The organism is Pseudomonas alkylphenolica (genome assembly GCF_016009175.1).
GTDB classification, from domain to species: domain Bacteria; phylum Pseudomonadota; class Gammaproteobacteria; order Pseudomonadales; family Pseudomonadaceae; genus Aquipseudomonas; species Aquipseudomonas alkylphenolica_B.
The window spans coordinates 46,917-71,906 of record NZ_JADUCM010000021.1; the positions used below are offsets into that span (position 1 = coordinate 46,917).

Sequence of the window (24,990 nt, forward strand, 5' to 3'; positions counted from 1 at the left end):
TGTTGTTCTCCTTCGCTTCAGGTCTGTAGCTCGCGGATCGGCCGCACTTCAACGCTGCCGACCCTGGCGGCAGGTATGCCCTTGGCTATGTTCAGCGCCTCATTGAGGTCGCGGGCATCGACCAGGTAGAAGCCGGCCAGTTGCTCTTTGGTTTCGGCAAACGGCCCATCGGTGAGGCTCATGTGCCCACCGCGCATGCGCACGGTGGTTGCCGTCTGCACCGGTTTGAGTGCCTCGGCGGCAAGCATCCGCCCGCTGCCCGCAATCGACTCGAAGTACGCCATGCACTCGGCATCGGCGGGGCTGTCGGGCTGGCTGTGCAACAGCCCTTCCTCACAATAGACCAGGCATAGGTATTTCATGGTTATCTCCAGCGCAGATGCTCACTATGACTGCAGATTGCGCGACCAGCGAAAGCGCAATTCGGCATAAACCCGGGCGCTTTCAGCTCAAGGCCTGAGCGAGAACAGGGCGGCACCCGACTCCATGTCGAACGGTGCCGACCAGTGTTCATGAATGACCTTCCATTGCCCGTCGATGCGCCGATAACCGACGCTCGCGCGCATGTAACAGGTTTTATCCTCCGCCCCTTCCCCTTCGGCCGGACCACAGCGATTGAGCCAGTGAGCAAGCGCCAGCTCTGGCGTGGCATGGATCTGCAGTTGCTCCACTTCGAACACCATTTCACCGGGGCAATGCTCCATGCAGGCCTGCCAGTGGGCACGGTAGGCAGCTTTGCCCTTGAACTGCAGGGCCTGAACGGCATCGAAGGCAAGAATGTCATCGGCATAGATCGCCGTGATGGCGTCCACATCGCGAGCACGCACAGCGGGAATCCAGCGCTCGATCAACTGGCGGATTTCGTTTTCGGCGGTACTGGTCATGGTCTTGTCCCCTCAGGTTCGACAACCGTCAGTGCACCGAACAAATCGGTGCGTTCATACATGGTCGAATGGCGGCGCGGGGAATCGACAGGGCGTGGAGAAATTATTCAGCGCCACTCCAGGGGTAACCAGATCTCCATCACGCAGCGCTTGTCGAAGGGATCGAAGCCCTTGCCATAACGCTCGAACTCGGGCGCCTGCGCCGGTCGCTCGCCAGAGCCGGGCAGCCACTCGCGCCAGATCGCCTGAAAGGTGTCTTTAAGGTTGTCGAGACTGCCGTGGTGCTCGAACACCGCATAACGCTGGGGTTTGAGTTCGACGTGGCTGAACCCGGCCGGCAGAATCTCGACGCTATCCACCTGCACTCCGGCGAGGTAGTCGAAGTTGCCCTTGCCATCTCCCTGGTAGCACACGCCATAGGTGAAATCCCCCACTTGCCCCGGCAGCGTGCCGATATACGGTCCGAAGCGTTGCCAGAGCGCAGGAATCCCGGCGATGCTGGACTGATTGAAGCGCCCGCCCAGGCCGGCGATGATGAGCGCCTGCGCCTGCTCGAAGCGTACAGGCTGAACGACAACAGATTTCGCGGTAGACATGTCCTTTGCCTCCTTGAAGGGAGTGGTGAGTTTATCGTGCCGGGCACAACGCCATTGCAGGGTAGTAGACGAGTCCGCTAGCGTAGTCGCAATTATTGCCTGGCGAACGTCTCCATGCCCCTGATCGCTGAACCCCTGCACGCCTGCGGCCTGGTCGAATCGTCCTGGGTGCGTGCCTGTGCGGCGAGTTTTCCCAGGCACACGCATGACGAGCTGGTGCTGGGGGCCAACCTGTCCGGTTGCGAGCACATCTGGCTCGATGGCGCCACGCTTGAAGTACCGGCAGGCGCGGTGACCTTGTACAACCCGCTGGCCATCCAGGGTTCGACATTCGGCCCAGGCGGCGTTGAATACATCAGCCTGCATCTGGATATCGAAGCCTTGCAGCAGTTGATGCGCGACAACAATCTGGGCCGTGGGCACGGTTGCCCGACCTTCGAACAGGGCGTGCTGAAGCGCCCGGCACTGTACCGTTCAATCCTCGATTTTGCCGCAGCGCCAACAGCGCTCGAGCAGGAGCCTGCCCTGCTGCTGGTATTGACCGAATTGTTCGAGCAGACCCAGGTGCGCAGCGGCGAACAGGCTCCGGCAATCGAACGCAGTGTGGGTTTGATGCGCGCGCATCTGCACGAGCGCCTGACACTCGATCAATTGGCGCAGGCGGCACAGCTGAGCAAATTCCATTTCGTGCGCTGTTTCAAAAAGGCCATCGGCGTGGGACCTTTGCAATACCACATGCAATTGCGCCTGATCGAGGCACGCAGGCGGCTGCGCGCCGGCATGCACGCCAATGACGTAGCCCTGGGCCTGGGCTTTTATGACCAGAGCCATTTCATCAATGCCTTTGGCCGGGTAATGGGTGTTACGCCTCAGGCGTACTCGACCACTTCGCGGCGGCGTTAGCCGCTAAAAGAAAGAGCCCCTGACGGGGCTCTTGTTCAATGCCACGGCAGTCGATGTCATGGCAGAAAACCACTGGCGGCCGAACGTTTGGCGCGTTTGGCGGCACGTTTTTCATCCGCGGTTTTCAGTGGCTTTTTCTTGGTCATTTTCTTCGCTTCAAGACCTTTCATTTCGAATGATCCTCCAGCCGACGGCACCTGCGTACGGGCGCCCGGATTGATTATAGACCCGCTGCGGGCGCCGGTACGGCCAGGATGAATTCACGGTAGCCGGAGACAATCACGTAGACCGCGAAGTAGCAGAAGATCGCTGCCGAAAGCAGGTAGGACCAGGTCAACAAACGGTTGCCCAACAGTCGCCCGCCATGGCTGGCAATAAAACACAGCGACAGGCACCAGAGCAGCCCGGCTGCAAAAAAGCCCGAGAGGAACAACCCGGCTTCCACCAGGCCACCACCGCCGGAGCGGGAAATAAGCACGCCGCCTACTGCTGCAAACCAGAGGATGGCGCTGGGTGACGACATGGCCAGGAAGATGCCGCGGACAAACTCGCGCCAGGCCGACTCGACGACAACCGTTGCCGCCTGCACCTGCCCATCACCGCGCCAGGCTGCCAACAGCATCTTCAGCGCAAACCACACCAGCAACAGCGAACCGCCCAGCCACAGCACCCAGCGCACGGTTTCAAACTGCAGCAGCACGGTCATCCCGGCCAGGGCCGCTACTGCATAGACAAGGTCACCGACACAGGTGCCCAGCCCCAACCACATGCCCTGCAGGAAACCCCGCTGCATGGCCAGGGTGATCATGGCGATATTGGCAATGCCAATATCCAGGCACAGGGAGAGGCTCAGGAGAAATCCATTGGAGAACGGCATCGGGCATTCCATCGACAGCATTGAAGGCAGGCGCTATTAAAGCGGGAATTGCCCTGACTGTATTGGAAGAAATTGCCCTGCGCGTGGCGCGCCGTGTCAGGACAGGGCGCGCCACGCGCTAATGACCTTTCACCCCTCCCCCAACACCCGCGCATACCGCTCACGGTCAATGTTCGCGCCACTGAGAATCACCGCCACTTTGCGCCCTTGCTGGCGCTCACGTTCTTGCAGCAGTGCGGCCAGCCCGGCGGCGCCTGCGCCTTCGGCGGTGTTGTGGGTGTCTTCGTGATAGATGCGCATGGCCTGGGCGATTTCAGCATCGGTGACCCGAACGATCCGTGCCGCATGCTGGTGAATGATGTCGAACGCCTGCGGGACGGGCATGCGGCAGGCCATGCCATCGGCAAAGGTGTCGGCCGTCTCGGTGGTGACAATGCGGCCTTGCTCGACACTCAAGGCAAAGGCATCCGCAGCGCTGGACACCACGCCAACAATCTCGGTCCGCAGCCCCAGCAGGTTGCGGGCCTGGATCAGGCCACAGATACCCGAGCCCATGCCGATCGGGACGTAGACACAATCCAGGTCCTCGACCGCGTCAAACAGTTCCAGGGCGTAGGTCGCGACACCGCGCACCAATTGCGCATGAAAGGACGGCACACTGTCATAACCATGCAATTCGGCCTGACGTGCCGCTTCCTCGCGGGCCTGGTCGAAGTCAGCGCCGAATTCGATCAGTTGCGCGCCCAGCGCGCGCATCGCTGCGTTTTTCTCCCGGGAATTGCCCAGCGGCACCACGATGATGATCGGCAGACCGGCGTTGCGGGCCGCCAGGGCCATGCTCTGCCCATGATTGCCACGGGTGGCGGTGACCAGCCCGCGCACCTGTGGCTTCTGCGCCAACAGCCATTGCACGTAGAGTAAACCTCCACGCACTTTGAAGGCGCCGGTCGGCGCGTGATTCTCATGCTTGACCCAGACCTCGCACCCCAGCCGCTCGGCCAGTCGCGGCCAGGCGTACTGGGCAGTGGCAGGCACGCTGGCATGCACCAGGTGCGCCGCTTCTCGTAATTCGCTCAGGGTAAACATGCAACACCTCGGCAGCAGTGGGTTTGACCTGATCCTAGCGCCGGGGCATTGTATGGGTGAAACCTTATATTGCATGGCCAACAATAAATGTGGACCCCCACTCTCCCAATCAGCGAACAACCGCGCTACCTGGCGCTGGTCGATGCCATTGCCGCCGCCATCGAATGCGGCGAGCTGCAGGTCGGCGAGCGCCTGCCCCCGCAGCGTCGACTGGCCTGGGCCCTCGGGCTCAACCCCAGCACCACGCAACAGGCCTACCGGGAAGCCGCCGCGCGTCACCTGGTCAGCGGTGAAGTGGGGCGCGGCACCTATGTGCTGGCCGGGAGCAAGGAGGCCACGCTGTTCCACCTGAAGCAGAAAAGCCTGCAGCCCAGCCTGATCGACCTGTCGACCAATGTGCCGGTGATCGATCCCGACAGCCACGACGTCGAAAACACCCTGCAGGCCCTGATGCAGGAAGACCAGGTACGCAGCCTCGAACACTACCTCAATGCCGATGCGTTGCTGCGCGCCCGGGTTCACGGCGCAACCTGGTTCAGCCACCGTGGCCTGCACCTGAGCGCCAGCCAGCTGATGCTGTGCGGTGGCGCCCAACAGGGCCTCTTCATTCTGTTGTTATCACTGTGCCAGGCGGGTGAGCCGGTGCTGGTCGAAGCACTGACCGCACCGGGCGTCAAAGCCGCGTGCCGGCAGTTACGCCTGCCGCTGCACGGCATCGCCCAGGACCGCCAAGGCATCCTGCCCGACGACCTCGACCGCGTGGCGCGTGCCACCGGTGCGCGCGTGGTGGTGCTCACGCCGACCCTGCAGAACCCCACGGGCGCCTGTATGAGCCGGGAGCGCCAGCAGGCTGTAGCCGAGGTGGTGCACCGTCATGGTCTGCTCGTGATCGAAGATGACGTATACGGCGCATTGACCGACCAGCCGCCCTTGTGGCCTTTACTGGGCCAACAGGGAGTTCTGGTCAGCAGCTTGTCGAAAACCGTTGGCGCCGGCTTGCGCCTGGGCTGGATCGTTGCCGATCCGGCGCTGCTGGCCAAGGTCGACCCCCATGCCCAGGCCACACATTGGCAGGTATCGCCGCTCAACCTGCAGATCGCCTGCCGCTGGATTGCCGACGGCACCGCCGCACGGCGCCTGGCCTGGCAACGCCAGGAGGTTGAACAACGCTGGCGCCTGGCACGCAAGGTGTTTGATGATCAACAGGTGTACAGCCCGCATCCGTCGCCGCATATCTGGGTCAGTTGCCCCGGCCCTGCACAAGCGCTGGTGCAGCGCTGTCGCGCCAATGCAGTCGAGGTCGTGCCGGCCGAAGTCTTTGCGGTAAAACAAAGCGATCTGGCTGCCGTACGCATCAGCCTCTCGGCGGCCGGTAGTCGCGCGCAACTGAAACAGGCCCTGGAGCGGGTTGCCCAGGCCATGGAGGCGTCATGAGTACGTTTTACCAGCAGGCCGAAGCCTTTCTCGCCGCCCTTGATCCACGTTGGGCTGCGCATATCCAGGCCATAGGTCCCTGCCAGCACCAACCCCGCCCCGAGCGTGATCCGTATCAGGCCCTAGTGCGGGCGATTGCCTACCAGCAGCTGCATGTAAAAGCCGGCGATGCCATTCTTGGACGGTTTCTCGCACTGTACCCGGGCTGTACCTTCCCAAGCCCCGAGCAGGTGCTTGCGACAACGCCCGAGCAACTGCGGGCATGCGGCTTCTCGGCGAACAAGCTGGCAACCATTCAGGGCATTGCCCAGGCGCGCGTGGAAGGGGTGGTACCGGACCACGAGCAGGCCATGACCCTGGACGATGAACAGTTGATCGAGCGCCTGGTCAGTTTGCGCGGTGTGGGCCGCTGGACCGTGGAAATGCTGCTGATCTATACCCTGGAACGCATGGACATCCTGCCCGCCGATGACTTCGGCGTACGCGAGGGGTACCGTCGGTTACAAGGGCTGGAAGCGCCACTGACACGTCGGCAAATGAGCGAATGCGGGCAAGCCTGGCAACCCTACCGGACCATAGCCGCCTGGTACCTCTGGCGCGTACCGACTGGTCGAGTTTGAACGCAAGAGCCGGAGTTTTTTGCAGCGTTGATCGTCCTAACCTGAGCCTCTCGACACTTTTCCGGAGATTCCCGGCATGAGCCGCATCAACGAGAACGACCCGCGCTGGCAAGCCGTACTGGCACGCGATCCCGCAGCAGACCAGGCCTTTGTCTACGCCGTACGCACCACCGGGATTTACTGCCGCCCGAGCAGTACCTCGCGCCTGCCACGGATTGAAAACATCGAGTTTTTCGACACGCCGGCACAAGCTGAAGCGGCTGGCTATCGCCCGAGCAAGCGCCGCGGCGCCGATCAGACGCTGATGGCCGAACAGCATCGCGCACAGGTGACGCGCGCCTGCCAGCTGATCGAAAACGCTGAATCGGCGCCCAGCCTCAATCAACTGGCCGCACAGCTGAACATGAGCCCGTTCCACTTTCACCGGGTGTTCAAAGCCATCACTGGCGTCACCCCCAAAGCCTATGCCTCGGCTCACCGGGCCAGCAAAGTGCGCAACCAGTTGCAGCACGCACCGAGCATTACCGACGCGTTGTATGAGGCCGGCTTCAATTCCAACAGCCGCTTTTACGAGTCGAGCAATGCACGGCTGGGCATGACACCCGGCGCCTACCGCGACGGCGGCGCCAACACGGCCATCCGCTTTGCCATCGGCCAGTGTTCATTGGGTGCCATTCTGGTGGCGCAAAGCGATCGCGGGATCTGCGCGATTTTACTTGGCGACGACCCGCAAGCCCTGCTGCACGACTTGCAGGACAAATTCCCCAAAGCCGACCTGCTCGGGGGCGATGCTCAATTCGAAACGCTGGTGGCCAGAGTGGTGGGACTGATCGAGGTGCCGGGAACCGGTCTGGATTTGCCCCTGGACCTGCGTGGCACGGCGTTTCAGGAGCGAGTCTGGCAAGCGTTGCGCACGATACCGGCAGGCTCCACCGCCAGTTACAGTGAAATCGCTCAGCGCATCGGCGCTCCCCGTGCGGTACGCGCCGTCGCCCAGGCCTGTGCGGCCAACGCCCTGGCGGTTGCCATTCCCTGTCACCGGGTGGTGCGCAGCGACGGTAACCTCTCGGGCTACCGTTGGGGCGTCGAGCGCAAACGACAACTACTGGAGCGGGAACAGCAGTAACTCAGGTGCGATCAACCGTTGGTGCAACCGTTACCCATGGCACGGTACTCAAGGGTGTGGCGTTGCCCTTGGTGATCTTCGTAGACCATGGTGGCCGGCACCACTTCACACACGTTTGGAAGCGTCGACAAACTGATAACTTTGGCGATATCCAGGTTGGTGGAGTAATCGTATTGCTCAACAGCCGGTTGTGCGCTGGCGGTTGTAACTTCGTCGGCCAAGGCAAACGTAGACACACCAACAAGGGCAAGTACAAGTAAACTTTTCATGATAATAAGCCTGCAAAGCAATCAAACTAATCGATTGACTTCATTGGGCCGAACGAGGCGCGGAGAAGTTGTTATATCAGTGATGTAAGACATAACACGAAGTACCGGTCCCACTGTTTCTTTTCTGTTGGGACACACCTAGTTTACAAGTTGCCCCAAACGGTTAAATCCCTGCCCCGGACATTCACTGTTACCAAAACTGCAACAATGCATCCGCCTTCACCCCCTCGACAGCCCTGCCCCATGCGTGTAAAAGCCCGGAGCAGAGCCTCTGCAGGACTACACCGATGACTCTCCTACGCTACGGGCCACTCACCGCCCTTGAGCAACCCTTGCTGAATAAATTTTATAAAAGCCAGGGGTCACCCATGCGCGCACCGGCCCAAGGGCAACTCTGGGTGGCGCGGGCAGAGGAAATAGTGGCGGGATTGAGCCTGAGCCCGGTACCGGGAGGCTATTGGCTGACCGGGTTATGGGTGGCAAAAAACCGCAGGGGACAAAAGATTGCGGGCGCGTTGATCGAAACAGCGCTGCAATCCGCCGAAGGCACAACCTGGCTGTTTTGCCACCCCGACTTACAGGTGTTCTATCAACAGCAGGGTTTCAGTACCTGCACGCGGTTACCGGCTGTTTTGGCCGAACGGCTGGCCCGCTACCAACACAGTAAACCGCTGCTGGCGATGGCCAGGGTTCAGTCGTCGTTACCGGCCTCAAGCCCGGGAAACAACACATCGGTGTAACCGAACTTGTTGAAGTCATGAATACGCGAAGGGTAGAGCCGGCCAATCAGGTGATCGCATTCATGCTGCACCACACGGGCATGAAAGCCTTCGGCAAGGCGGTCAATTACCCGCCCCTGCGGATCGACGCCCTCGTAGCGAATACTGCGGTAACGCGGCACCACGCCGCGCAGGCCCGGCACCGACAGGCAACCTTCCCACCCGTCTTCCACTTCCGTGCCCAACGGCGTAATCAGTGGATTGAGGAGAATCGTCTGCGGCACAGGTTCGGCATCCGGGTAGCGCTCGCTGCGTTCAAAACCGAAAATCACCAGTTGCAGGTCTACGCCGATCTGTGGCGCCGCAAGGCCAACGCCGCCGACATGGCGCATGGTCTCGAACATGTCGGCGATCAGCTGCTCCAGCTCGTCGCTGCCAATCAGGTGCTGCGGCACTGGCGGGGCGATTCGCAGCAAGCGCTCATCGCCCATCTTCAGAATGTCACGAATCATGTGAGGTTCGACTCAAGGGTTCGCCTTCGGGCGTTTCCGGGTGATCGAGCGAATGATCGCGACCCAATCCGGAAACATGCTGTTTTTCATGCTCGTGGGCCAGCTCACCGACTTCTTTTTCACCGGGATTCTTACCTTCGGCAGACATATGCTCGATGACGGCATTCATTTCCGCCCCCAACAACAATACGGCGGCAGAAATATAGAAGTACAACAGCAAAATGATGATCGCACCGATACTGCCGTACATTGCATTATAGTTTGAGAACGTCTTGACGTAATAACCAAACCCCAACGAAGCAATAATCCAGACCACCACCGCCAGCACCGAACCCGGGGTAATAAAGCGAAACTCCTGCTTTACATCCGGCATCACGTAATAGATCAAGGCCACCGCGACCATCATCAAGACAATGATCGACGGCCAGCGCAGCACCGTCCACACCGTGACAATGAACTCCTGCATGCCGATCTGCGCGGCAATCCATTCCATCACCTGCGGCCCCAGCACCATCAATGCGGCGGCGGCCAGGAGCATCCCGGCAATACCCACGGTATAAATGATCGACAGGGGAATGCGTTTCCACACCGGGCGCCCCTCGACCACGTCGTAGGCCGCGTTCATCGCGCTCATCATCAGCCGCACACCGGCCGAGGCCGTCCACAAGGCGATGACGATACCGACCGAAAGCAGACCGCCCTTGGACTGCTGCAACTGGTCGATTACCGGGTTGACCTGCTCCAGCGCCTGAGGCGGCAACACCAGTTCCGATTGCAAACGCAGCCAGGAGAAAAAGTCCGGCAGGTGCAAAAAACCGATCAGGGCAATCAGAAACAGCAGGAACGGGAACAGCGAAAACAGCATCTGGTACGCCATTGCCGAGGCATAGGTGGACATTTCGTCATCGAGGAACTCCTTGACGGTGCGCACCAGCACGCGATGCAACGGCAAGCCGCGCAGGTCGGGAAAAATCATAGCGTCTCCTTTCGCCGCTCGATATTCATGACAAGGCTCTTTACTGATAGGTACGTAGAAGTCTAAACGACGATCGGCGCTAATTTGACATTGTTTAGCGCAGATAGCACAACGGCCACCTCACGTGGCCGTTGTGTCATTGCAGTCAAAGCATTCAGGGCTTTTTCACGGCATCCTTGACCTTGCCGGCCACTTGCTGGGCTTCACCCTTTATTTCCTGGGCTTTGCCCTCGGCGCGCAGGCGGTCATTGTCGGTGACTTTGCCGATGCCTTGCTTGATGTTGCCAACGGCTTCGTTGGCCATGCCTTTGACTTTATCTTTGGTTCCACTCATGGGAGTTCTCCTGAAGGGGAAAAACAAGCTGTCTGAGTCGACAGTCTGTGGACCCATGCCCCGTCAGCAGAGTTTCAATTATTTTCCCGGCAGCAAAACTGCAGGTGCTCGCCGCTTTATGTTTGCCCGCATTGCCAGCACAATAGTCGACCTTTCAAGCGTCACCCGTAGGAACCTGCATGAAACTCGACAAACCCGCCGCCATCGCCCGTCGCAACCTGGAGCTGGACAAACCGGTGCTCTCCAGCGACAACACCCTGTTTGCCGTACTCGACAGCAAGCGCAGCCTGTGGTGGTTCGATGTGCCGGTGAAGCTGGTATTGCGCAAAGGGGCGGCCGACTGGGTCAACCTGCTGCTGCACACGCCTGAAACCGACGAGCTGCAGCACCTGAAGGTACCGGTCAACTTTCTCAAGGCCCACCTGGAGAAAATGGAAGTGCGCCATCCGGGCAAGCGTCGCTCGACCATCAGCCTGGCGCTGAGCGCCGATCGCGACTCGTTGCTGCAGGACCTGCGCCCGGGTGGCGAAAACCTGAGCTTCGCCACCTTCGTGCAGGCCTGATCAGACCAGTTCGATGCGGTCAGCGTGGATGACGATGCGGCCATCCTTGTACAAGGCGCCGATGGCTTTCTTGAAGTTGCCCTTGCTGACCCCGAACAGGTCGCTGATCAGCTGCGGGTCGCTCTTGTCGCTGACCGGCAACATGCCATTGGCGTCCTTGAGCTTGCTCAGGATCTTGTCATTGAGGGTACTCGCCAGGGCCTGACCGATCGGCTGCAGGCTCAGGGCGATCTTGCCGTCGCTGCGCAGCTCCTTGATATAGCCCTTCTCCTGCTTGCCCGAACGCAGGAACTTGAACACTTCGTTTTTGTGGATCAGGCCCCAGTGCTTGTTGTTGATGATGGCCTTGAAACCCATCGGGGTTTCTTCGACCACCAGCAGGTCCACTTCCTGGCCCACGGTGTAATTGGCCGGTACCTTGTCCAGGTAGCGGTCCAGGCGTGCCGTCGCGGTAATCCGGCGGGTACGCTTGTCCAGGTAGGCGTGCACCACGCAGTACTCGCCCTGGCGCATCTGGCGCTTTTCTTCGGAGTACGGCATCAACAGGTCCTTGGGCAGGCCCCAGTCGAGGAAGATGCCGATGCTGTTGATTTCCTTGACCTTGAGGCTGGCGAACTCACCCACCTGCAATTTGGTCTTTTCGGTGGTCGCGATCAGCTTGTCTTCGCTGTCCAGGTAAACGAAGACGTTCAGCCAGTCTTCGACCTCCGTGGGCGTGTCCTTGGGAATGTAACGGTTGGGCAGGAGGATTTCGCCATCCGCGCCGCCGTCCAGGTACAGGCCGAAGTCCGTGTGTTTAACGATTTGCAAACTGTTGTAACGCCCAACTAAAGCCATTTCCGGAAATCCTCAAAGCGAGGGCCGCATTCTACACCCGAACCGGGCCGCCCGCCCGGTCGCCGTAGGCGGCTCATCGGCAAAATGAACCGCACTGCCCCAGGCTGATCTATAAATTCAAGCAAGCCTTTGCAAGGATTCGCTCATGTACGCCAGCCTGTGCAAGTACCTGCGCCCCATCCTGCTTGTCGTCGTTGCGCCCTTGCTGGTCGTAGCGTGCAACCGTATTGACCTGGCTTACCGCAACCTCGATGTGCTGGTGCCCTGGTCATTGAATGACTACCTGAGCATGAACCGCCAGCAAAAGACCTGGCTCAACCAACAGCTCAAACAGCAACTTGCCTGGCATTGCCGCACCCAGATGCCGGAATACCTGAACTGGATCGACGACGTGCGCCAGATGGTCGCCAACAATCAGGTCACCGATCAACAACTGCAGTTGCGCACCCAGGAAGCCAAGCAGGCCATTGCCCAGGTGGCGGACCAGATCACCCCTTCTGCCGCACAGTTGTTGCGCGGGATGAACGATGAACAGGTGCGTGAAATGCGTGAAGCCTTTGCCAGCGACATCAACAAGCGCCAGGCCCGGTTCGTGAAAACGCCCCTGGACGAGCAGGTCGAGGCACGTGCAGCGCGCATGGAGAAACGCCTGACCCCTTGGCTGGGAGAGCTTAGCGCACAACAGCAATCGCGCATCCAGGCCTGGTCGCAAGGGCTGGGCGAGCAGAACCGCCAGTGGATCGCCAACCGCGCAAACTGGCAGGCGCACTTCAGTGCAGCCATGGACCAACGCACCCGCGACAGCTTCGAGCCACGCCTGAAACAGTTACTCAAAGACCGTGAGAGCCTGTGGACTCCGGAATACCGCCAAGCCTATCAGCGGACCGAACAGCAGGCCCGCAGCCTGCTGGTCGACCTGATGAACCAGAGCAGCACGCAACAGCGCCAGCACCTGGAGCAGAAGCTGACCCAGGTGCGCAAAGACCTGAGTGAGCTCAAATGCCTGAAAGGCTGAAGGGCGTGCCCGCCAGGGTCAGCACTCCCGCGCTTTGCGCCGGTAGGGAAACACGTCGATGACCTTGCCTCCCCTGATCGCCTCCTGAAGGCCCTTCCAGTAATCGGCATCGTACAGTTCGCCATGCAACTGGCTGAACAGGCGGCGCTGGCCGAAATCCGCGAACAGAAACGGCGGGAACTCTTCCGGGAACACGTCGTGCGGGCCGATCGAATACCACGGCTCGCCGGACATCTCATCCTCCGGGTACCGCGGTGGCGGGATATAGCGGAAGTTGACCTCGGTGAGAAAACAGATCTCGTCGTAGTCATAGAACACCACCCGGCCGTGGCGGGTGACGCCAAAGTTCTTCAACAGCATGTCACCGGGGAAGATGTTTGCCGCCGCCAGTTGCTTGATGGCCAGACCGTAGTCTTCCAGGGCCTCGCGCACCTGGGCGTCGTTGGCGTGCTCCAGGTACAGGTTGAGCGGAGTCATCCGCCGCTCGGTCCAGCAGTGACGTACCAGCACGGTGTCGCCCTCCACCTGTACCGTCGACGGCGCCACTTCCAGCAGTTCCGCCAGGCACTCGGGTTCGAACTTGCTCAAGGGGAAGCGAAAGTCGGAAAACTCCTGGGTATCGGCCATGCGCCCTACCCGGTCGACGCTTTTCACCAAGCGGTATTTTTCGATGACCGTGGCCCGGTCGACGCTCTTTGACGGCGAGAAACGGTCCTTGATGATCTTGAACACCGTGTTGAAGCCCGGCAGGGTGAACACGCTCATGACCATGCCGCGTACACCCGGCGCCATGATGAAGCGGTCGTCGGTACTGGCCAGGTGGTTGATCAGGGCACGGTAGAACTCGGATTTGCCGTGCTTGTAGAAGCCGATCGAAGTGTACAGCTCGGCTATGTGCTTGCCCGGCAGAATGCGCTTGAGAAAGCTGACAAAGTCGGCCGGCACCGGTACATCGACCATGAAATAGGAACGGGTAAAGGAAAAGATGATCGACACCTCGGCTTCGTCGGTGATCAGCGCGTCGATCTCGATGCCGTGGCCTTCGCGGTGCAGTAAAGGGATCACCAGCGGCCACTGTTCATCCTGGGTGTACAGGCGACCAACCAGGTAGGCGCCTTTGTTGCGGTACAACACCGGGGTAAACAGCTCCACGGCCAGCGCGGGGTCCTTGCACACCCAGTCCGGCAGGTTCTCGCGCAGTTGCCCTTCAAGCCTGGCCAGGTCCCCTTCAAGGTCGCCGTAGGCCACGTCGAAGCAATAATCGGCGAACACTTGCGCCAGTACGCTGGCCAGGCCGCCCTGTGGCCGGTAGGTGCGCGTCTGCGCTGCGCGCTCGTGGCTGCGCAGCGACGGCCGGGTGGTATGGATGAACATGCAGCCGTCGCTGATCAGGTCGTGGCTGAACAGGCTGCAGAAAATAGAGTTGTACCAGGTCTCGGAGAGTTCATCGTCCAGGCGCGGGTCGATCAGCCCGATGTACGCACTCTTTACCAGTGGCCACTGCGCCACCTCGAGCAATACCTCGGCCTCGAACGCCTGATGCAACCAGGCGCTGACCTCGCTGACCTTTTCCTCATAAAGGTTGATGCGTGCCGCCGATGCACTCTGGATCTGCTGCCACTGAGCCTGCTCGAAACGGGCGCGGGCGCCTATGGTGATCTGGCGAAAATGCTCACGGTAATCGTCGAAGCCATCGAGGATCATCCGGGCGATAGCGGCGGCCGGCCAGTGCTGGGGCATACATCAGACCTCTGCGGGAATGTCGAAGCCTGAGCTTAGCCAGTCGCCGCAGGCAGGGAAAGCCTGGTGGTGCGGGTGTATCGGCCAAACTCACCGCCCGGGAATTCCAGCGCAAGAAAGGGAGCGAGCCACCGGCAGGTTCAGCGTAAACTCGCGCCCCTGTCCAAAGGACCCGGAGATTCCAATGAGCCCCATCGCCATCACCCGCCTGTTAGTGCTTGCTGCCGTCTGGGGGGCGAGCTTTCTGTTCATGCGCATTATCGCCCCGGTGCTCGGCACGCTGCCCACGGCCTTCTTCCGGGTATCGATCGCCTGCCTTGGCCTGCTGGTGATCCTGGCCCTGCTGCGAGTGCGCTGGGACTTCAACGGCAAGCTCAAGGCCTGCCTGGTGCTGGGCATGATCAACTCGGGGATACCCGCCACCCTGTATTCGGTCGCAGCCCAGGTACTGCCAGCCGGTTACTCGGCGATCTTCAACGCCACCACACCGCTGATGGGCGTGTTGATTGGCGTGCTGTTCTTCCGTGAGCCGATGACCGCGAGCAAGCTCGGGGGTATTTTCCTCGGCCTGTTCGGGGTCGGCATTCTCAGCGGTGCGGGGCCGGTGGCGTTTGACCTGCAGTTGCTGCAAGGCGCCCTGTCGTGCCTGGCGGCGACCACCTGTTACGGCTTTGCCGGCTTTCTTGCACGGCGCTGGCTCGACCAGCAAGGCGGCCTCGATAGCCGGCTGTCGGCGCTGGGCAGCATGATGGGTGCGACCTTGCTGCTGCTGCCGCTGTTCGGCTACAGCGTACTCACGCAACCACCGGCCAGCTGGGGTGGCTGGGATGTGTGGCTGTCACTGCTGGGCCTGGGCCTGGTGTGCACCGCGTTTGCCTACATTCTGTACTTCCGCCTGCTCAGCGAGATCGGCCCGGTCAAGGCCAGCACCGTGACCTTCATGATCCCCGCCTTCGGCGTACTCTGGGGAGCCTGGTTGCTGGACGAGCCGCTGTCGATGGCGCACCTGTATGGCGGGGTGTTGATTGCAGTGGCGCTGTGGCTGGTGCTCAAGCCTGCGACGGTCGGCAAACCGGTTCGCGCCTGACTCTTTCACTATAACGACCGCTTCGCGTAAACCCGCTCCCACAGGTCCAGCAGAGATTCTGAAAACTGTGATGAACCTGTGGGAGCTGGCGAAGCCTGCGATCGAGCGCGCAGCGGTCGCGCTGTTCAGCCCACTGGTTTCACCTGTGAAACCAGCCCCGCTCTTGCGTTACCGAAAAAAGCCCCTTTTCCTCGCATCAGCAATTGCCACGCGCAGTTGTTGTGCAAATTCGTGCCATATAGAAAACCTTGTTTCATATATAAAACATAACGGTTTTCACCTTAATCCAATAACTCATTAATAAATAAGCATTTTTTAAATAAAACAGTGCTTTTAAACATTTGGCATTGTTCATGCACTAAACCGCGTATCACCTATAAAACAGACCAGAGAGCTTCCCCAATGGCTGTGAAAGAGATGTACGCAATCGCCCCCCAATGGAATACCCCACACTCCAGGGAAGACCTGGAGCCGACCGAAATCGAATTTCGCAATGTCGGCAAATGCTTCCCGGCCAAGGGCAAGTCCGAGGCCCCCTTTGCCATTCGCGAGGTGAACTTCAAGATTCGTCGCGGAGAGGTGGTGTCGATCATCGGCCCATCCGGTTGCGGCAAAAGCACCATCCTCAACATGGGCTCCGGTCTCTACCGTCCCAGCGAAGGCGAAGTCTTCGTCGGCGGTGAAGCGGTGGTCGGCCCGGTGCGCAAGGTCGCCTTCATGCTGCAGAAGGACCTGCTGATGCCCTGGCGCAGCATTCGCCGCAACGTAGAGCTGGGCCTGGAGATCCAGGGCATGCCCGCCGCCAAGCGCCAGCCGATTGCCGAAGATCTGCTCAACCGCTGCCACCTGCAAGGCTTTGCCGACCATTACCCGTTCCAGCTGTCGGGTGGCATGCGCCAGCGGGCCGCCCTGGCCCGGACCCTGGCCATTGACCCGCAGGTGCTGTTCCTCGACGAGCCATTCTCGGCCCTCGATGCGCAAACCAAGATGATCCTGCAACAGGATCTGGCGCGGATGTTGTTCGAAGAAAAGAAGACCGCGCTGTTCATCACCCATGACCTGGTCGAGGCCATTGCCATGTCCGACCGCCTGCTGGTCATGAGCGCCCGCCCCGGCACCATCATCGAAGAAATCACCGTCGACCTGCCGTTTCGCGATAACCCGCTGGAGCGCCGCAAGCTGCCGGAAATCGGCCCGCTGGCGGGGCGCCTGATGGAACTGCTGAAAGTCGGCGAAGACACCGAACTGCATTGATCAACGCCTCACGGCCATCAACCGATTCAGGAGTACGCATGTTCAAGTCCCTGCAACGCCTTGCGCAGACTTCGGTCATCGCCCTGGGCCTTGGCCTGGCGCTCAACGCCCAGGCAGAACCGACCAAGGTCACCTACCTGCTGCCCGCGCCGCCCAACTCGCCGGCCTTCGCGCCGTGGATCATTGCCAAGGAAAAGGGCTACTACAGTGCCAGGGACCTGGACCTGACCTTCATCGCCGCCACGGGCGGCGTCGATGTCGCCAAGCAGATCGGCGCCGGCAACGCCCTGCTTGGCGGTGCCATCGGCGACACCCCGATCGTGGTCCGTGCCAACGGCATTCCGGTGCGCGCGGTGGCAGTGCTCGGCGCCGGTGGGGTGACCATGGTCGCGACCAATGCCGCAGAAAACATCCAGTCGATCAAGGACCTCAAGGGCAAGACCCTGACGGTGATGTCCTACTCCGACACCACCTACTACGCCCTGCTCGCCTCGTTGCGCAAAGCCGGCCTGAGCAAGACCGACGTCGACATCCAGGCCGCCGGCCCCTCGGGCGTCTGGCAGCTGTTTTCGGCCAACAAGGCCCAGGCCATGGCTGGCGTTCCGGACTGGGTGGTCAACGCCGAAGAGGCCGGGCTGAAGATCAACCTGATCCCCCAGGCCGAGATCTTCGAGAGCATGGCCCAGGCAATCCTCGCCTCTGACGACGCCATCAAGCACCAACCGCAGATCGTTGGCGGCGTGGTCCAGGCCACCCTGCAGGGCATGCGCGACATCATCCAGGACCCCAAGGCCGCCGCCGTCACCTTTGCCAAAGCCGTACCGGCCTATGCCGGCAAGGAAGCTGCGCTGGAGAAAACCTTCCGCCTGTACGTCGAGCATGTCTACGCCAACCAGTCCGTGCTCGGCCAGATCGACCCGGCGCGCCTCGAAGCGGTCCGCAAGTTCTACGTCAGCGAAGGCATCGTCGCCAAGGAGCCCAGGCTCGACGAGCTCTACAGCAACCAGTTCATCGAAACCACCACGGCCGCGCAATAAGCCTGGATGCATAACAAGGTATTAGCCCGATGAGAAACCTCAACACCTCCGTGCTCGGCAGCGTTGCCCTGCTGTTCCTGTTCCTGTTGCTCTGGCAGTGGGGACCCGGCCTGCTTGGCATGCCCGAATTCGTCATGCCGCAGCTGAGCCGCGTGGCGCAGGAAAGCGTGGTCATGTGGCAGTCCAGCAGCCTGCTGCAACACACCCTGATCACCGCCTTCGAGATCATCGTCGGCTTCGGCCTGGGCGCCCTGCTCGGCGTCGCCATCGGTGTATCGCTGGGCCTGTCGCCCTCGGCCGAAGCCATGCTCTCACCGTACATCCTGGCCCTGCAAATCGCGCCGAAAGTCGCCTTCGCACCGCTGTTCGTGATGTGGCTGGGCTACACCATCTACCCGAAGATCCTCATCGCCATCCTCATCGTGTTCTTCCCGGTGATGATCAACGTGCTCTCGGCGATCCGCACCGTAGACCCGGACATGATCAACCTGGTGCGCACCATGAACGCCAGCCGCTGGCAGATCTTCCGCCTGGTGGAGTTCCCTTCGGCCATGGCCGCGCTGTTCTCCGGCCTGCGCATTGCTTCGACCCTGGCTGTGATTGGCGTCACCGTCGGTGAACTGGTCGGCGGCAACCAGGGCCTGGGCTTCCTGCTCGTCGATGCCGAAGGCCAGGGCAACACCGCCGGGGTCTTCGTCGCCATCGTCATGCTTACCCTGATCGGCGTGCTGGCCTATGGCGCGGTGGTCTGGGCGGAAAAACGCGTACTGCACTACCTGCCCAAAGCCATGCTGAGTACCCAATGATGAGCGCATTCAAGAACCTGCTTGAAGGCCGCCGCGTGCTGGTCACCGGTGGCGCCCGCGGCCTGGGTTACGCCTTCGCCCAGGCCATCGGCCAGGCCGGCGCCCGGGTGGTTATCGCCGACATTCTGGCCGAGCGTGTGCAGCAAGCAGCCTGCGAACTGCGCGAGCAAGGCCTGCAAGTCACCGGCGTGACTGTCGACCTGGGAAACCCCGATTCGATCACCGCCTGCGTGGTCGACGCCGTCGCCGCGCTCGGTGGCCTGGATGGTCTGGTCAACAACGCCTCGATCACCAACTCCGGCGGCAAGACCTGCGAGCAACTGGACATCGACACCTGGGACCAGGTCATGCAGGTCAACGTCCGCGGTACCTGGCTGATGACCCGCGCCTGCCTGCCGGCCCTGCGCGCCAGCGGCAAGGGGGCGGTGATCAACCTGGCCTCCGACACCCCGCTGTGGGGCGCACCGAACCTGCTCGCCTACGTCGCCAGCAAGGGCGCGATCATCGCCATGACCCGCAGCCTGGCCCGCGAACTGGGCGGCGACAACATCACCGTCAACGCCATCGCCCCCGGCCTGGTGCTGGTGGAGGCCACGGCCTATGTGCCCGAGGCACGCCATCGCCTGTACACCGAACAACGGGCGATTCAACGCCCACAACTGCCAGAAGACGTCAGCGGCGCCGTGCTGTTCGCCCTGTCCGACCTGTCGCGTTTCATCACTGGACAAACCCTGCCGGTCAACGGCGGGTTCGTCATGCCTTGAGCAAGGAGAACACCATGACCGACCTTTCCGTACAACACGACGCACCGAAGACCTGGGAGCAACCTGCAGGCTCGGACCTGGCTGGCTGGATGCAAACCCGCATCGCCCGTTATGAAACCCGCAAGTACGACTGGGACGCGCTGAAGTTCCAGGCCGACTACGACCCCAAGTTCCGCCGTGCGCAAATGCGTTACGTCGGCACCGGCGGTACCGGGGTCAACAGCGACATGAACACCATTCCTTCGGAAAACTTCACCTTCTCGACCATGGTCATACCGGCCGGCCATGAAGGTCCGCCGCACATTCACACCGACGTCGAGGAAGTGTTCTTCGTGCTGCGTGGCAAGCTCAAGGTGATCATCGAGAAAGACGGCGAGCGCTTCGAAACCGTGCTCACCGACCGCGACCTGATTTCCGTGCCGCCAGGCGTGTACCGCGAAGAAATCAACATCGGCGATGAAGACGCGCTGATGTGCGTGATGCTCGGCGCGAAGAAGCCGGTTACGCCAACGTATCCGCCAGCGCACCCGCTGGCCTCGATCAAGCGCGGGTAAGGCCATGTTGCACGCCACCGACAACACGACCCTCGCCCTGCAAGCGCAACTTGAGCAGGCCTTCGCGCTGCGCCTGGTGCACCTGCCGGGCAGCACCCAGGCGATCCGTGAAGCAGGCCGTGGCCCGGCCATCGTGCTGCTGCACGGCATTGGCTCGGGCGCAGCGTCCTGGTTGCAGGTGGCCGTGCAACTGAGCGCCAGCGCGCGGGTGATTGCCTGGGATGCACCGGGGTACGGCCAGTCCAGCCCGTTGCCGATGCCGGCGCCGAAGGCCGCGGACTATGCCTGTCGCCTGCTGCAACTGCTCGATGCCCTGCAGATCGAGTGCTGTGTGCTGGTTGGCCACTCGCTCGGCGCCCTGACGGCGGCAGCACTGGGCAGCAGCGCCGGGCAGCGGGTCAGTCGCCTTGTGCTGCTCAGCCCCGCCCGCGGTTATGGCGACCCGGCCCGCGCCGCACAGGCCGCGCAAGTGCGCTGCAAACGCCTGCAGGCACTGGAGCAACTGGGCATCGCCACCATGGCCAGCCAGCGCAGCGCCCACATGCTCTCGCCAGCGGCCGGCGTCGAGGCCCGTGCCTGGGTGCAATGGAACATGGCGCGGCTGATTCCCCAGGGCTATCGCCAGGCCATCGAACTGCTGTGTGGCGACGACCTGTTGCGCTACGCCGACCTTGGCATGCCTTGCCAGGTGTATTGCGGCGCCGCCGACAGCATCACCCCGCCGCAGGATTGCCAGGCCCTGGCCGAAACCCTCGGCGCACCGTTTGAACTGATTGCCGGGGCTGGTCATGCCAGCCCGATCGAACAACCCGAGGCCGTGGCAACCCTGCTTGCCCAGACCCTCGACGCCTCTCTGACAGGTACTGCGCTATGAATGATTCAGATCTGTTGAAAGACAACCAGGACAAGTACATCGTCCCCGGCCTTGAGCGCGGCCTGTTGCTGCTCTGCGAGTTCAGCCGGCAGAACCGCACCCTGACCGCACCGGAACTGGCGCGGCGCCTGGAGCTGCCACGCTCGACCATTTTCCGCCTGCTGACCACCCTGGAAACCATGGGGTTTGTCACCCGCAGCGGCAACGAATACCGCCTGGGCATGTCGGTGCTGCGACTGGGCTTTGAATACCTCGCTTCGCTGGAACTCACCGAGCTGGGTCAGCCGCTGCTGGCGCGGCTGTGCGATCACCTCAATTACCCCAGCAACCTGGTGGTGCGTGACGGTCGCTCGATTGTCTACGTGGCCAAGGTTTCGCCGCCCTCGGTGTTTTCCAGCGCGGTCAACGTCGGCACACGCCTGCCGGCGCACGCCACCGTACTCGGGCGCATCCTCCTGGAAGACCTGAGCCTGGCCGAACTACGCGAGCTGTACCCGGAAGAACACCTGGAACAGCACTCGCCGTGCACGCCGAAAACCGTGCTGGAACTATTCGACCTGGTGCAGAGCGACCGTCAGCGCGGCTATGTCAGCGGCGAAGGGTTCTTCGAATCGTCGATCTCGACCATCGCCGCCCCGGTGCGCGATCACAGTGGCCGGGTGGTTGCCGCCATGGGCGTGACCATTCCCACGGCGCAAGTTGGCCACATCAACTTCGACGGTTTGCTCGGCCATGTGCGCGGTAGCGCCGACGAGCTGTCACGCCTGCTCAACTACACCCCGAACGCCGGTTCCGGCCGCGTAACGGCCTTGATGAGGGATTGAGATGAGCAGCCTTTATCAACTGAAAGGGCGTACCGCCATCGTCACCGGCGGCTCCTCCGGAATTGGCCTGGCCTGTGTTGAGCAACTGCTTGAAGCCGGCGCGGCAGTGGCCTTTTGCGGCCGCGACCGGGACCGTTTGCTCAGTGCCGAAGCACGCTTGCGCGAACGCTTCCCCGACGCACGCCTGCTGGCCCAGGTCTGCGACGTGCTCGACGCCGACTCGGTCAACGCCTTCGCCAGCGCCAGTCTCGCGGCCCTGGGCCCGGCCCAGGTCCTGGTCAACAACGCCGGCAAAGGCCGGGTCTCGACCTTTGCCGACACCACCGATGACGCCTGGAGCGAAGAGCTGCAGCTGAAGTTCTTCTCGGTGATCTACCCGGTCCGCGCCTTCCTGGCGCAACTGCAGAGCCAGGCCGGGGCCTCGATCGTCTGTGTCAATTCGCTGCTGGCCAGCCAGCCCGAAGCGCACATGGTGGCCACCTCGGCGGCCCGCGCCGGCCTGAAGAACCTGGTGCGTTCGATGGCCACCGAGTTCGCCGAAAAAGACATCCGGGTCAACGGCATCCTCATCGGCCTGGTCGAGTCCGGCCAGTGGCGCCGGCGCTTCGAGGCCCGCGAAGAGCGTGCGCTCGACTGGTCTCAATGGACCGCGCAACTGGCGCAACGCAAACACATTCCCCTGGGTCGTCTGGGTCTGCCCAAAGAGGCAGCCCAGGCCATCCTGTTCCTGGCTTCGCCCCTGTCGGCTTACACCACTGGCAGCCATATCGATGTTTCTGGAGGCCTGTCCCGCCATGCGTAATGAAAACACTGTCACCGTTGGCGCTGCCATCACCGCGTTTCTCGAACAATGCGAGGTCAAGGCCGCTTTCGGCGTGATCTCGATCCACAACATGCCGATCCTCGATGCCTTCGCCGTGCGCGGCAACATCCGTTTCGTCATGGCCCGTGGCGAAGCCGGGGCCACCAACATGGCCGACGCCTATGCCCGTACCACCGGAGGCCTGGGCGTGTGCCTGACCTCCACCGGTACCGCCGCCGGCAACGCCGCCGGTGCGCTGGTCGAGGCGCTGACCGCCGGTACGCCGCTGCTGCACATCACCGGGCAGATCGAAACGCCTTACCTGGATCAGGACTTCGCTTACATCCACGAAGCCCGTGACCAACTGACCATGCTCAAGGCCGTGTCCAAAGCCGCCTTCCGTGTGCGCAGCGTCGAAACCGCCCTGAGCACCCTCAAGCTGGCGGTACAGACTGCCCTTACTGCACCGACCGGCCCGGTCAGCGTGGAAATCCCGATCGACATCCAGTCGACCTTCATCCCCATGCCCACCGACCTTTCGCCGCTGCCGGTACCGGTTGCAGTGCCGGCGCCGGAAGCGCTGGACCTGGTCGCCGAACGCCTGACCAGTGCCACTCGCCCCCTGCTGTGGCTTGGCGGCGGCGCCCGGCATGCCGGTGCGCAGGTCAAACGCCTGCTGGACATGGGCGTCGGCGTGATCACCTCGACCCAGGGCCGGGGCGTGGTCAACGAAGACGACGAACGCTGCCTCGGCGCCTTCTCGCAGAACAAGCTGGTCGAAGGCTTCCTGCAAACCTGCGACGCACTGGTGGTGGCCGGGTCGCGCCTGCGCAGCAACGAAACCTTCAAGTACGCCCTGAAACTGCCGCGCACCACCCTGCGCATCGACGCCAACCCAGCGATCGAAGGCCGCAGCTATTCGAGCGAGCTGTTCATCTGCGGCGATTCGGCCCTGGCCCTGGAAGGCCTGGCGGACCGCCTGCAAGGCCGGCTGAACATCGACCCGACGTTCATCGACGAACTCAAGGCCGTGCGTGCCCAGGCGCGCTCGCAACTGGTCGCTGACCTCGGCCCCTACTCGGCCATGGTCGAACAGCTGCAGGCACTGACCGGGCGCAACTTCTCCTGGGTACGCGACGTGACCCTGTCCAACAGCATCTGGGGCAACCGTCTGCTCAACCTCTACCACCCGCTGTCGGGCGTGCACGCCCTGGGCGGCGGTATTGGCCAGGGCCTGGCGATGGGCATCGGCGCCGGCATCGCTGCCGCAGAAACCGATCCGCAACGCAAAGTGTTCGCCCTGGCCGGTGACGGCGGCTTCATCCTCAACCTGGGTGAACTGGCGACCCTGGTGCAGGAAAAGGCCAACGTGGTGATCCTGCTGATGAACGCCCAGCGTTACGGTGTGATCCGCAATATCCAGGACGCCATCTATGGCGCCCGTCACGCCTACGTCGAGTTGCACACACCGAACTACACCCAGCTTGCCAAGTCGATTGGCCTGCGCCATGGCCTGGTCAGTGACCTCACGGCATTCGGGCCGATGCTCGACAGCGCCCTGAGCCAGGAAGGCCCGTTCCTGCTGGAAGTCGACATGCTCAGCGTCGGCGGCTTCGCCACCCAGTTCGCCGGCCCGCCCAACAGCGAAACCAAAGCCCAGAAAGCCACGGCCTGAGGACTTGCGCATGCTCAACATCACCATGATCGGCTGCGGCGCCATTGGCGTCGCCGTTCTGGAACTGCTGGAGAACGATCCGCAGCTGCGCGTCGAGCAGGTGATCGCCTCGGCCGGCTCCGAAGCCCTGGTGCAACAGCGCCTGGCCAGCTTCAAGCGGCCACCGCAGGTGCTGACCGCCCTGCCCGCCACAGCGCACCCGGACCTGCTGGTCGAATGCGCCGGTCACCTGGCGATCGAAGAACATGTATTGCCAGCGCTGGAGCGCGGCATCGCCTGCCTGATCGTCTCGGTCGGTGCGCTGTCGGAGCCGGGCCTGGTCGAGCGCCTGGAAGCGGCGGCCGCACGGGGTAATACCCGTATCGAACTGCTGCCCGGCGCCATCGGTGGCATCGACGCGCTGTCGGCAGCCAAGGTTGGCGGGCTCGACTCGGTCGACTACACCGGGCGCAAACCGGCCAAGGCCTGGAAGAACACCCCGGCCGAGCAGGTCTGCGACCTGGACACGATCAGTGAAGCGACGGTGATCTTCAACGGCAGCGCCCGCGAAGCGGCGCGGCTGTACCCGAAAAACGCCAACGTCGCCGCCCCCCTGTCGCTGGCAGGCCGGGGCCTGGACCGTACCCGGGTGACGCTGATCGCTGACCCGTCGAGCGAAGAAAACGTTCACCACTTCGAAGCCCGTGGCGCCTTTGGCGGATTCGAGATGAGCCTGCGCGGCAAGCCGCTGCTGGCCAATCCGAAGACCTCGGCGCTGACCGTGTACAGCGTGGTCCGTGCCTTGGGCAATCACGCGCACGCCATTTCCATCTAGGGGAACAT

29 protein-coding genes are annotated in these 24,990 nt (G+C 62.1%); 18 read left to right on the plus strand and 11 right to left on the minus strand.

Annotated features, from left to right (window positions below; translation table 11 throughout):
• Positions 1–17: 17 nt before the first annotated feature.
• The 3 genes from I5S59_RS17710 to I5S59_RS17720 all read right to left on the minus strand — a co-directional run bounded on the left by I5S59_RS17710 (position 18) and on the right by I5S59_RS17720 (position 1,480).
• The gene (locus tag I5S59_RS17710; RefSeq protein WP_197877765.1) at positions 18–362 is read right to left on the minus strand and encodes a YciI family protein; all 345 of its coding nucleotides are present in this window, start codon (positions 360–362) and stop codon (positions 18–20) included.
• 87 nt (positions 363–449) lie between these two features.
• Positions 450–884, minus strand: coding sequence for a YybH family protein (locus I5S59_RS17715; RefSeq protein WP_197877766.1), 435 nt, complete (start codon positions 882–884; stop codon positions 450–452).
• Positions 885–991: 107 nt separating this feature from the next.
• The gene (locus I5S59_RS17720; protein ID WP_197877767.1) at positions 992–1,480 is read right to left on the minus strand and encodes a GyrI-like domain-containing protein; all 489 of its coding nucleotides are present in this window, start codon (positions 1,478–1,480) and stop codon (positions 992–994) included.
• A gap of 114 nt (positions 1,481–1,594) precedes the next feature.
• Here I5S59_RS17720 and I5S59_RS17725 point away from each other — a divergent pair, with 114 nt between their 5' ends.
• Complete coding sequence (locus tag I5S59_RS17725) at positions 1,595–2,383, plus strand: helix-turn-helix domain-containing protein (RefSeq protein ID WP_197877768.1); 789 nt, start codon at positions 1,595–1,597, stop codon at positions 2,381–2,383.
• 220 nt (positions 2,384–2,603) lie between these two features.
• On the opposite strand, the gene I5S59_RS17730 is transcribed toward I5S59_RS17725, so the two are convergent.
• Both I5S59_RS17730 and I5S59_RS17735 read right to left on the minus strand, forming a co-directional pair.
• Positions 2,604–3,260, minus strand: coding sequence for a LysE family translocator (locus I5S59_RS17730; RefSeq protein ID WP_197877769.1), 657 nt, complete (start codon positions 3,258–3,260; stop codon positions 2,604–2,606).
• 129 nt (positions 3,261–3,389) lie between these two features.
• Entirely contained in the window at positions 3,390–4,346 is a 957-nt protein-coding gene (locus I5S59_RS17735) for a threonine dehydratase (RefSeq protein WP_197877770.1), read from the minus strand.
• 87 nt (positions 4,347–4,433) lie between these two features.
• On the opposite strand from I5S59_RS17735, the gene I5S59_RS17740 reads away from it, so the two are divergent.
• The 3 genes from I5S59_RS17740 (at position 4,434) to ada (ending at position 7,526) form a co-directional block, all read left to right on the plus strand.
• Entirely contained in the window at positions 4,434–5,780 is a 1,347-nt protein-coding gene (locus I5S59_RS17740) for a PLP-dependent aminotransferase family protein (RefSeq protein ID WP_197877771.1), read from the plus strand.
• Complete coding sequence (locus I5S59_RS17745) at positions 5,777–6,400, plus strand: DNA-3-methyladenine glycosylase family protein (protein WP_197877772.1); 624 nt, start codon at positions 5,777–5,779, stop codon at positions 6,398–6,400. Before I5S59_RS17740 ends, I5S59_RS17745 begins: the two co-directional genes overlap by 4 nt.
• A 76-nt stretch (positions 6,401–6,476) precedes the next feature.
• The gene (gene ada, locus I5S59_RS17750; protein WP_197877773.1) at positions 6,477–7,526 is read left to right on the plus strand and encodes a bifunctional DNA-binding transcriptional regulator/O6-methylguanine-DNA methyltransferase Ada; all 1,050 of its coding nucleotides are present in this window, start codon (positions 6,477–6,479) and stop codon (positions 7,524–7,526) included.
• A gap of 11 nt (positions 7,527–7,537) precedes the next feature.
• On the opposite strand, the gene I5S59_RS17755 is transcribed toward ada, so the two are convergent.
• A complete protein-coding gene (locus I5S59_RS17755) occupies positions 7,538–7,795 on the minus strand; it encodes a DUF2790 domain-containing protein (protein WP_128322280.1) in 258 nt (85 codons plus the stop codon).
• A gap of 287 nt (positions 7,796–8,082) precedes the next feature.
• On the opposite strand from I5S59_RS17755, the gene I5S59_RS17760 reads away from it, so the two are divergent.
• A complete protein-coding gene (locus I5S59_RS17760; protein WP_197877774.1) occupies positions 8,083–8,535 on the plus strand; it encodes a GNAT family N-acetyltransferase in 453 nt (150 codons plus the stop codon).
• Here the strand turns inward: I5S59_RS17760 and def are convergent.
• The 3 genes from def to I5S59_RS17775 form a co-directional block, all read right to left on the minus strand.
• The gene (gene def, locus I5S59_RS17765; protein WP_197877775.1) at positions 8,487–9,026 is read right to left on the minus strand and encodes a peptide deformylase; all 540 of its coding nucleotides are present in this window, start codon (positions 9,024–9,026) and stop codon (positions 8,487–8,489) included. The two genes, I5S59_RS17760 and def, sit on opposite strands and share 49 nt — an antisense overlap.
• A complete protein-coding gene (locus I5S59_RS17770) occupies positions 9,016–10,002 on the minus strand; it encodes a YihY/virulence factor BrkB family protein (RefSeq protein WP_197877776.1) in 987 nt (328 codons plus the stop codon). The genes def and I5S59_RS17770 overlap by 11 nt, the downstream gene beginning before the upstream one ends.
• 154 nt (positions 10,003–10,156) lie before the next feature.
• A complete protein-coding gene (locus tag I5S59_RS17775; protein ID WP_128322283.1) occupies positions 10,157–10,336 on the minus strand; it encodes a CsbD family protein in 180 nt (59 codons plus the stop codon).
• 179 nt (positions 10,337–10,515) lie between these two features.
• Between I5S59_RS17775 and I5S59_RS17780 the strand changes: the two genes are divergently transcribed.
• Complete coding sequence (locus I5S59_RS17780; protein WP_197877777.1) at positions 10,516–10,899, plus strand: hypothetical protein; 384 nt, start codon at positions 10,516–10,518, stop codon at positions 10,897–10,899.
• On the opposite strand, the gene I5S59_RS17785 is transcribed toward I5S59_RS17780, so the two are convergent.
• Positions 10,900–11,736 carry a S1 RNA-binding domain-containing protein gene (locus I5S59_RS17785; protein ID WP_128322286.1) on the minus strand — a complete coding sequence of 279 codons (837 nt, stop codon included), beginning with the start codon at positions 11,734–11,736 and terminating at the stop codon, positions 10,900–10,902. It abuts the gene before it with no gap.
• Positions 11,737–11,881: 145 nt separating this feature from the next.
• Here I5S59_RS17785 and I5S59_RS17790 point away from each other — a divergent pair, with 145 nt between their 5' ends.
• Entirely contained in the window at positions 11,882–12,751 is an 870-nt protein-coding gene (locus I5S59_RS17790; RefSeq protein ID WP_197877778.1) for a DUF6279 family lipoprotein, read from the plus strand.
• A gap of 18 nt (positions 12,752–12,769) precedes the next feature.
• Here the strand turns inward: I5S59_RS17790 and aceK are convergent, their stop codons facing one another.
• Positions 12,770–14,491, minus strand: a complete 1,722-nt coding sequence (gene aceK / locus I5S59_RS17795; RefSeq protein ID WP_197877779.1) for a bifunctional isocitrate dehydrogenase kinase/phosphatase — start codon at positions 14,489–14,491, stop codon at positions 12,770–12,772.
• A 184-nt stretch (positions 14,492–14,675) separates the two neighbouring features.
• On the opposite strand from aceK, the gene I5S59_RS17800 reads away from it, so the two are divergent.
• The 11 genes from I5S59_RS17800 (at position 14,676) to I5S59_RS17850 (ending at position 24,982) form a co-directional block, all read left to right on the plus strand.
• Positions 14,676–15,578 (plus strand): DMT family transporter, encoded by a 903-nt coding sequence (locus I5S59_RS17800; RefSeq protein ID WP_197877780.1) that lies wholly within the window; start codon positions 14,676–14,678, stop codon positions 15,576–15,578.
• 417 nt (positions 15,579–15,995) lie between these two features.
• Entirely contained in the window at positions 15,996–16,832 is an 837-nt protein-coding gene (locus I5S59_RS17805) for an ABC transporter ATP-binding protein (protein ID WP_232239831.1), read from the plus strand.
• Positions 16,833–16,870: 38 nt separating this feature from the next.
• Entirely contained in the window at positions 16,871–17,869 is a 999-nt protein-coding gene (locus I5S59_RS17810; protein ID WP_197877781.1) for an ABC transporter substrate-binding protein, read from the plus strand.
• 29 nt (positions 17,870–17,898) lie between these two features.
• Positions 17,899–18,675, plus strand: coding sequence for an ABC transporter permease (locus tag I5S59_RS17815; RefSeq protein ID WP_128322292.1), 777 nt, complete (start codon positions 17,899–17,901; stop codon positions 18,673–18,675).
• Positions 18,675–19,439 (plus strand): SDR family oxidoreductase, encoded by a 765-nt coding sequence (locus tag I5S59_RS17820; RefSeq protein ID WP_197877810.1) that lies wholly within the window; start codon positions 18,675–18,677, stop codon positions 19,437–19,439. Before I5S59_RS17815 ends, I5S59_RS17820 begins: the two co-directional genes overlap by 1 nt.
• 14 nt (positions 19,440–19,453) lie before the next feature.
• Positions 19,454–19,993 (plus strand): cupin domain-containing protein, encoded by a 540-nt coding sequence (locus I5S59_RS17825; RefSeq protein ID WP_197877782.1) that lies wholly within the window; start codon positions 19,454–19,456, stop codon positions 19,991–19,993.
• A gap of 4 nt (positions 19,994–19,997) precedes the next feature.
• Positions 19,998–20,867, plus strand: coding sequence for an alpha/beta fold hydrolase (locus I5S59_RS17830; protein WP_197877783.1), 870 nt, complete (start codon positions 19,998–20,000; stop codon positions 20,865–20,867).
• The gene (locus tag I5S59_RS17835) at positions 20,864–21,691 is read left to right on the plus strand and encodes an IclR family transcriptional regulator (protein ID WP_197877784.1); all 828 of its coding nucleotides are present in this window, start codon (positions 20,864–20,866) and stop codon (positions 21,689–21,691) included. The genes I5S59_RS17830 and I5S59_RS17835 overlap by 4 nt, the downstream gene beginning before the upstream one ends.
• A gap of 1 nt (position 21,692) precedes the next feature.
• A complete protein-coding gene (locus I5S59_RS17840; protein ID WP_197877785.1) occupies positions 21,693–22,493 on the plus strand; it encodes an SDR family oxidoreductase in 801 nt (266 codons plus the stop codon).
• The gene (locus I5S59_RS17845) at positions 22,486–24,168 is read left to right on the plus strand and encodes a thiamine pyrophosphate-binding protein (RefSeq protein ID WP_197877786.1); all 1,683 of its coding nucleotides are present in this window, start codon (positions 22,486–22,488) and stop codon (positions 24,166–24,168) included. The genes I5S59_RS17840 and I5S59_RS17845 overlap by 8 nt, the downstream gene beginning before the upstream one ends.
• A gap of 10 nt (positions 24,169–24,178) precedes the next feature.
• A complete protein-coding gene (locus I5S59_RS17850) occupies positions 24,179–24,982 on the plus strand; it encodes an aspartate dehydrogenase (protein ID WP_197877787.1) in 804 nt (267 codons plus the stop codon).
• The last annotated feature ends 8 nt before the right edge of the window (positions 24,983–24,990 follow it).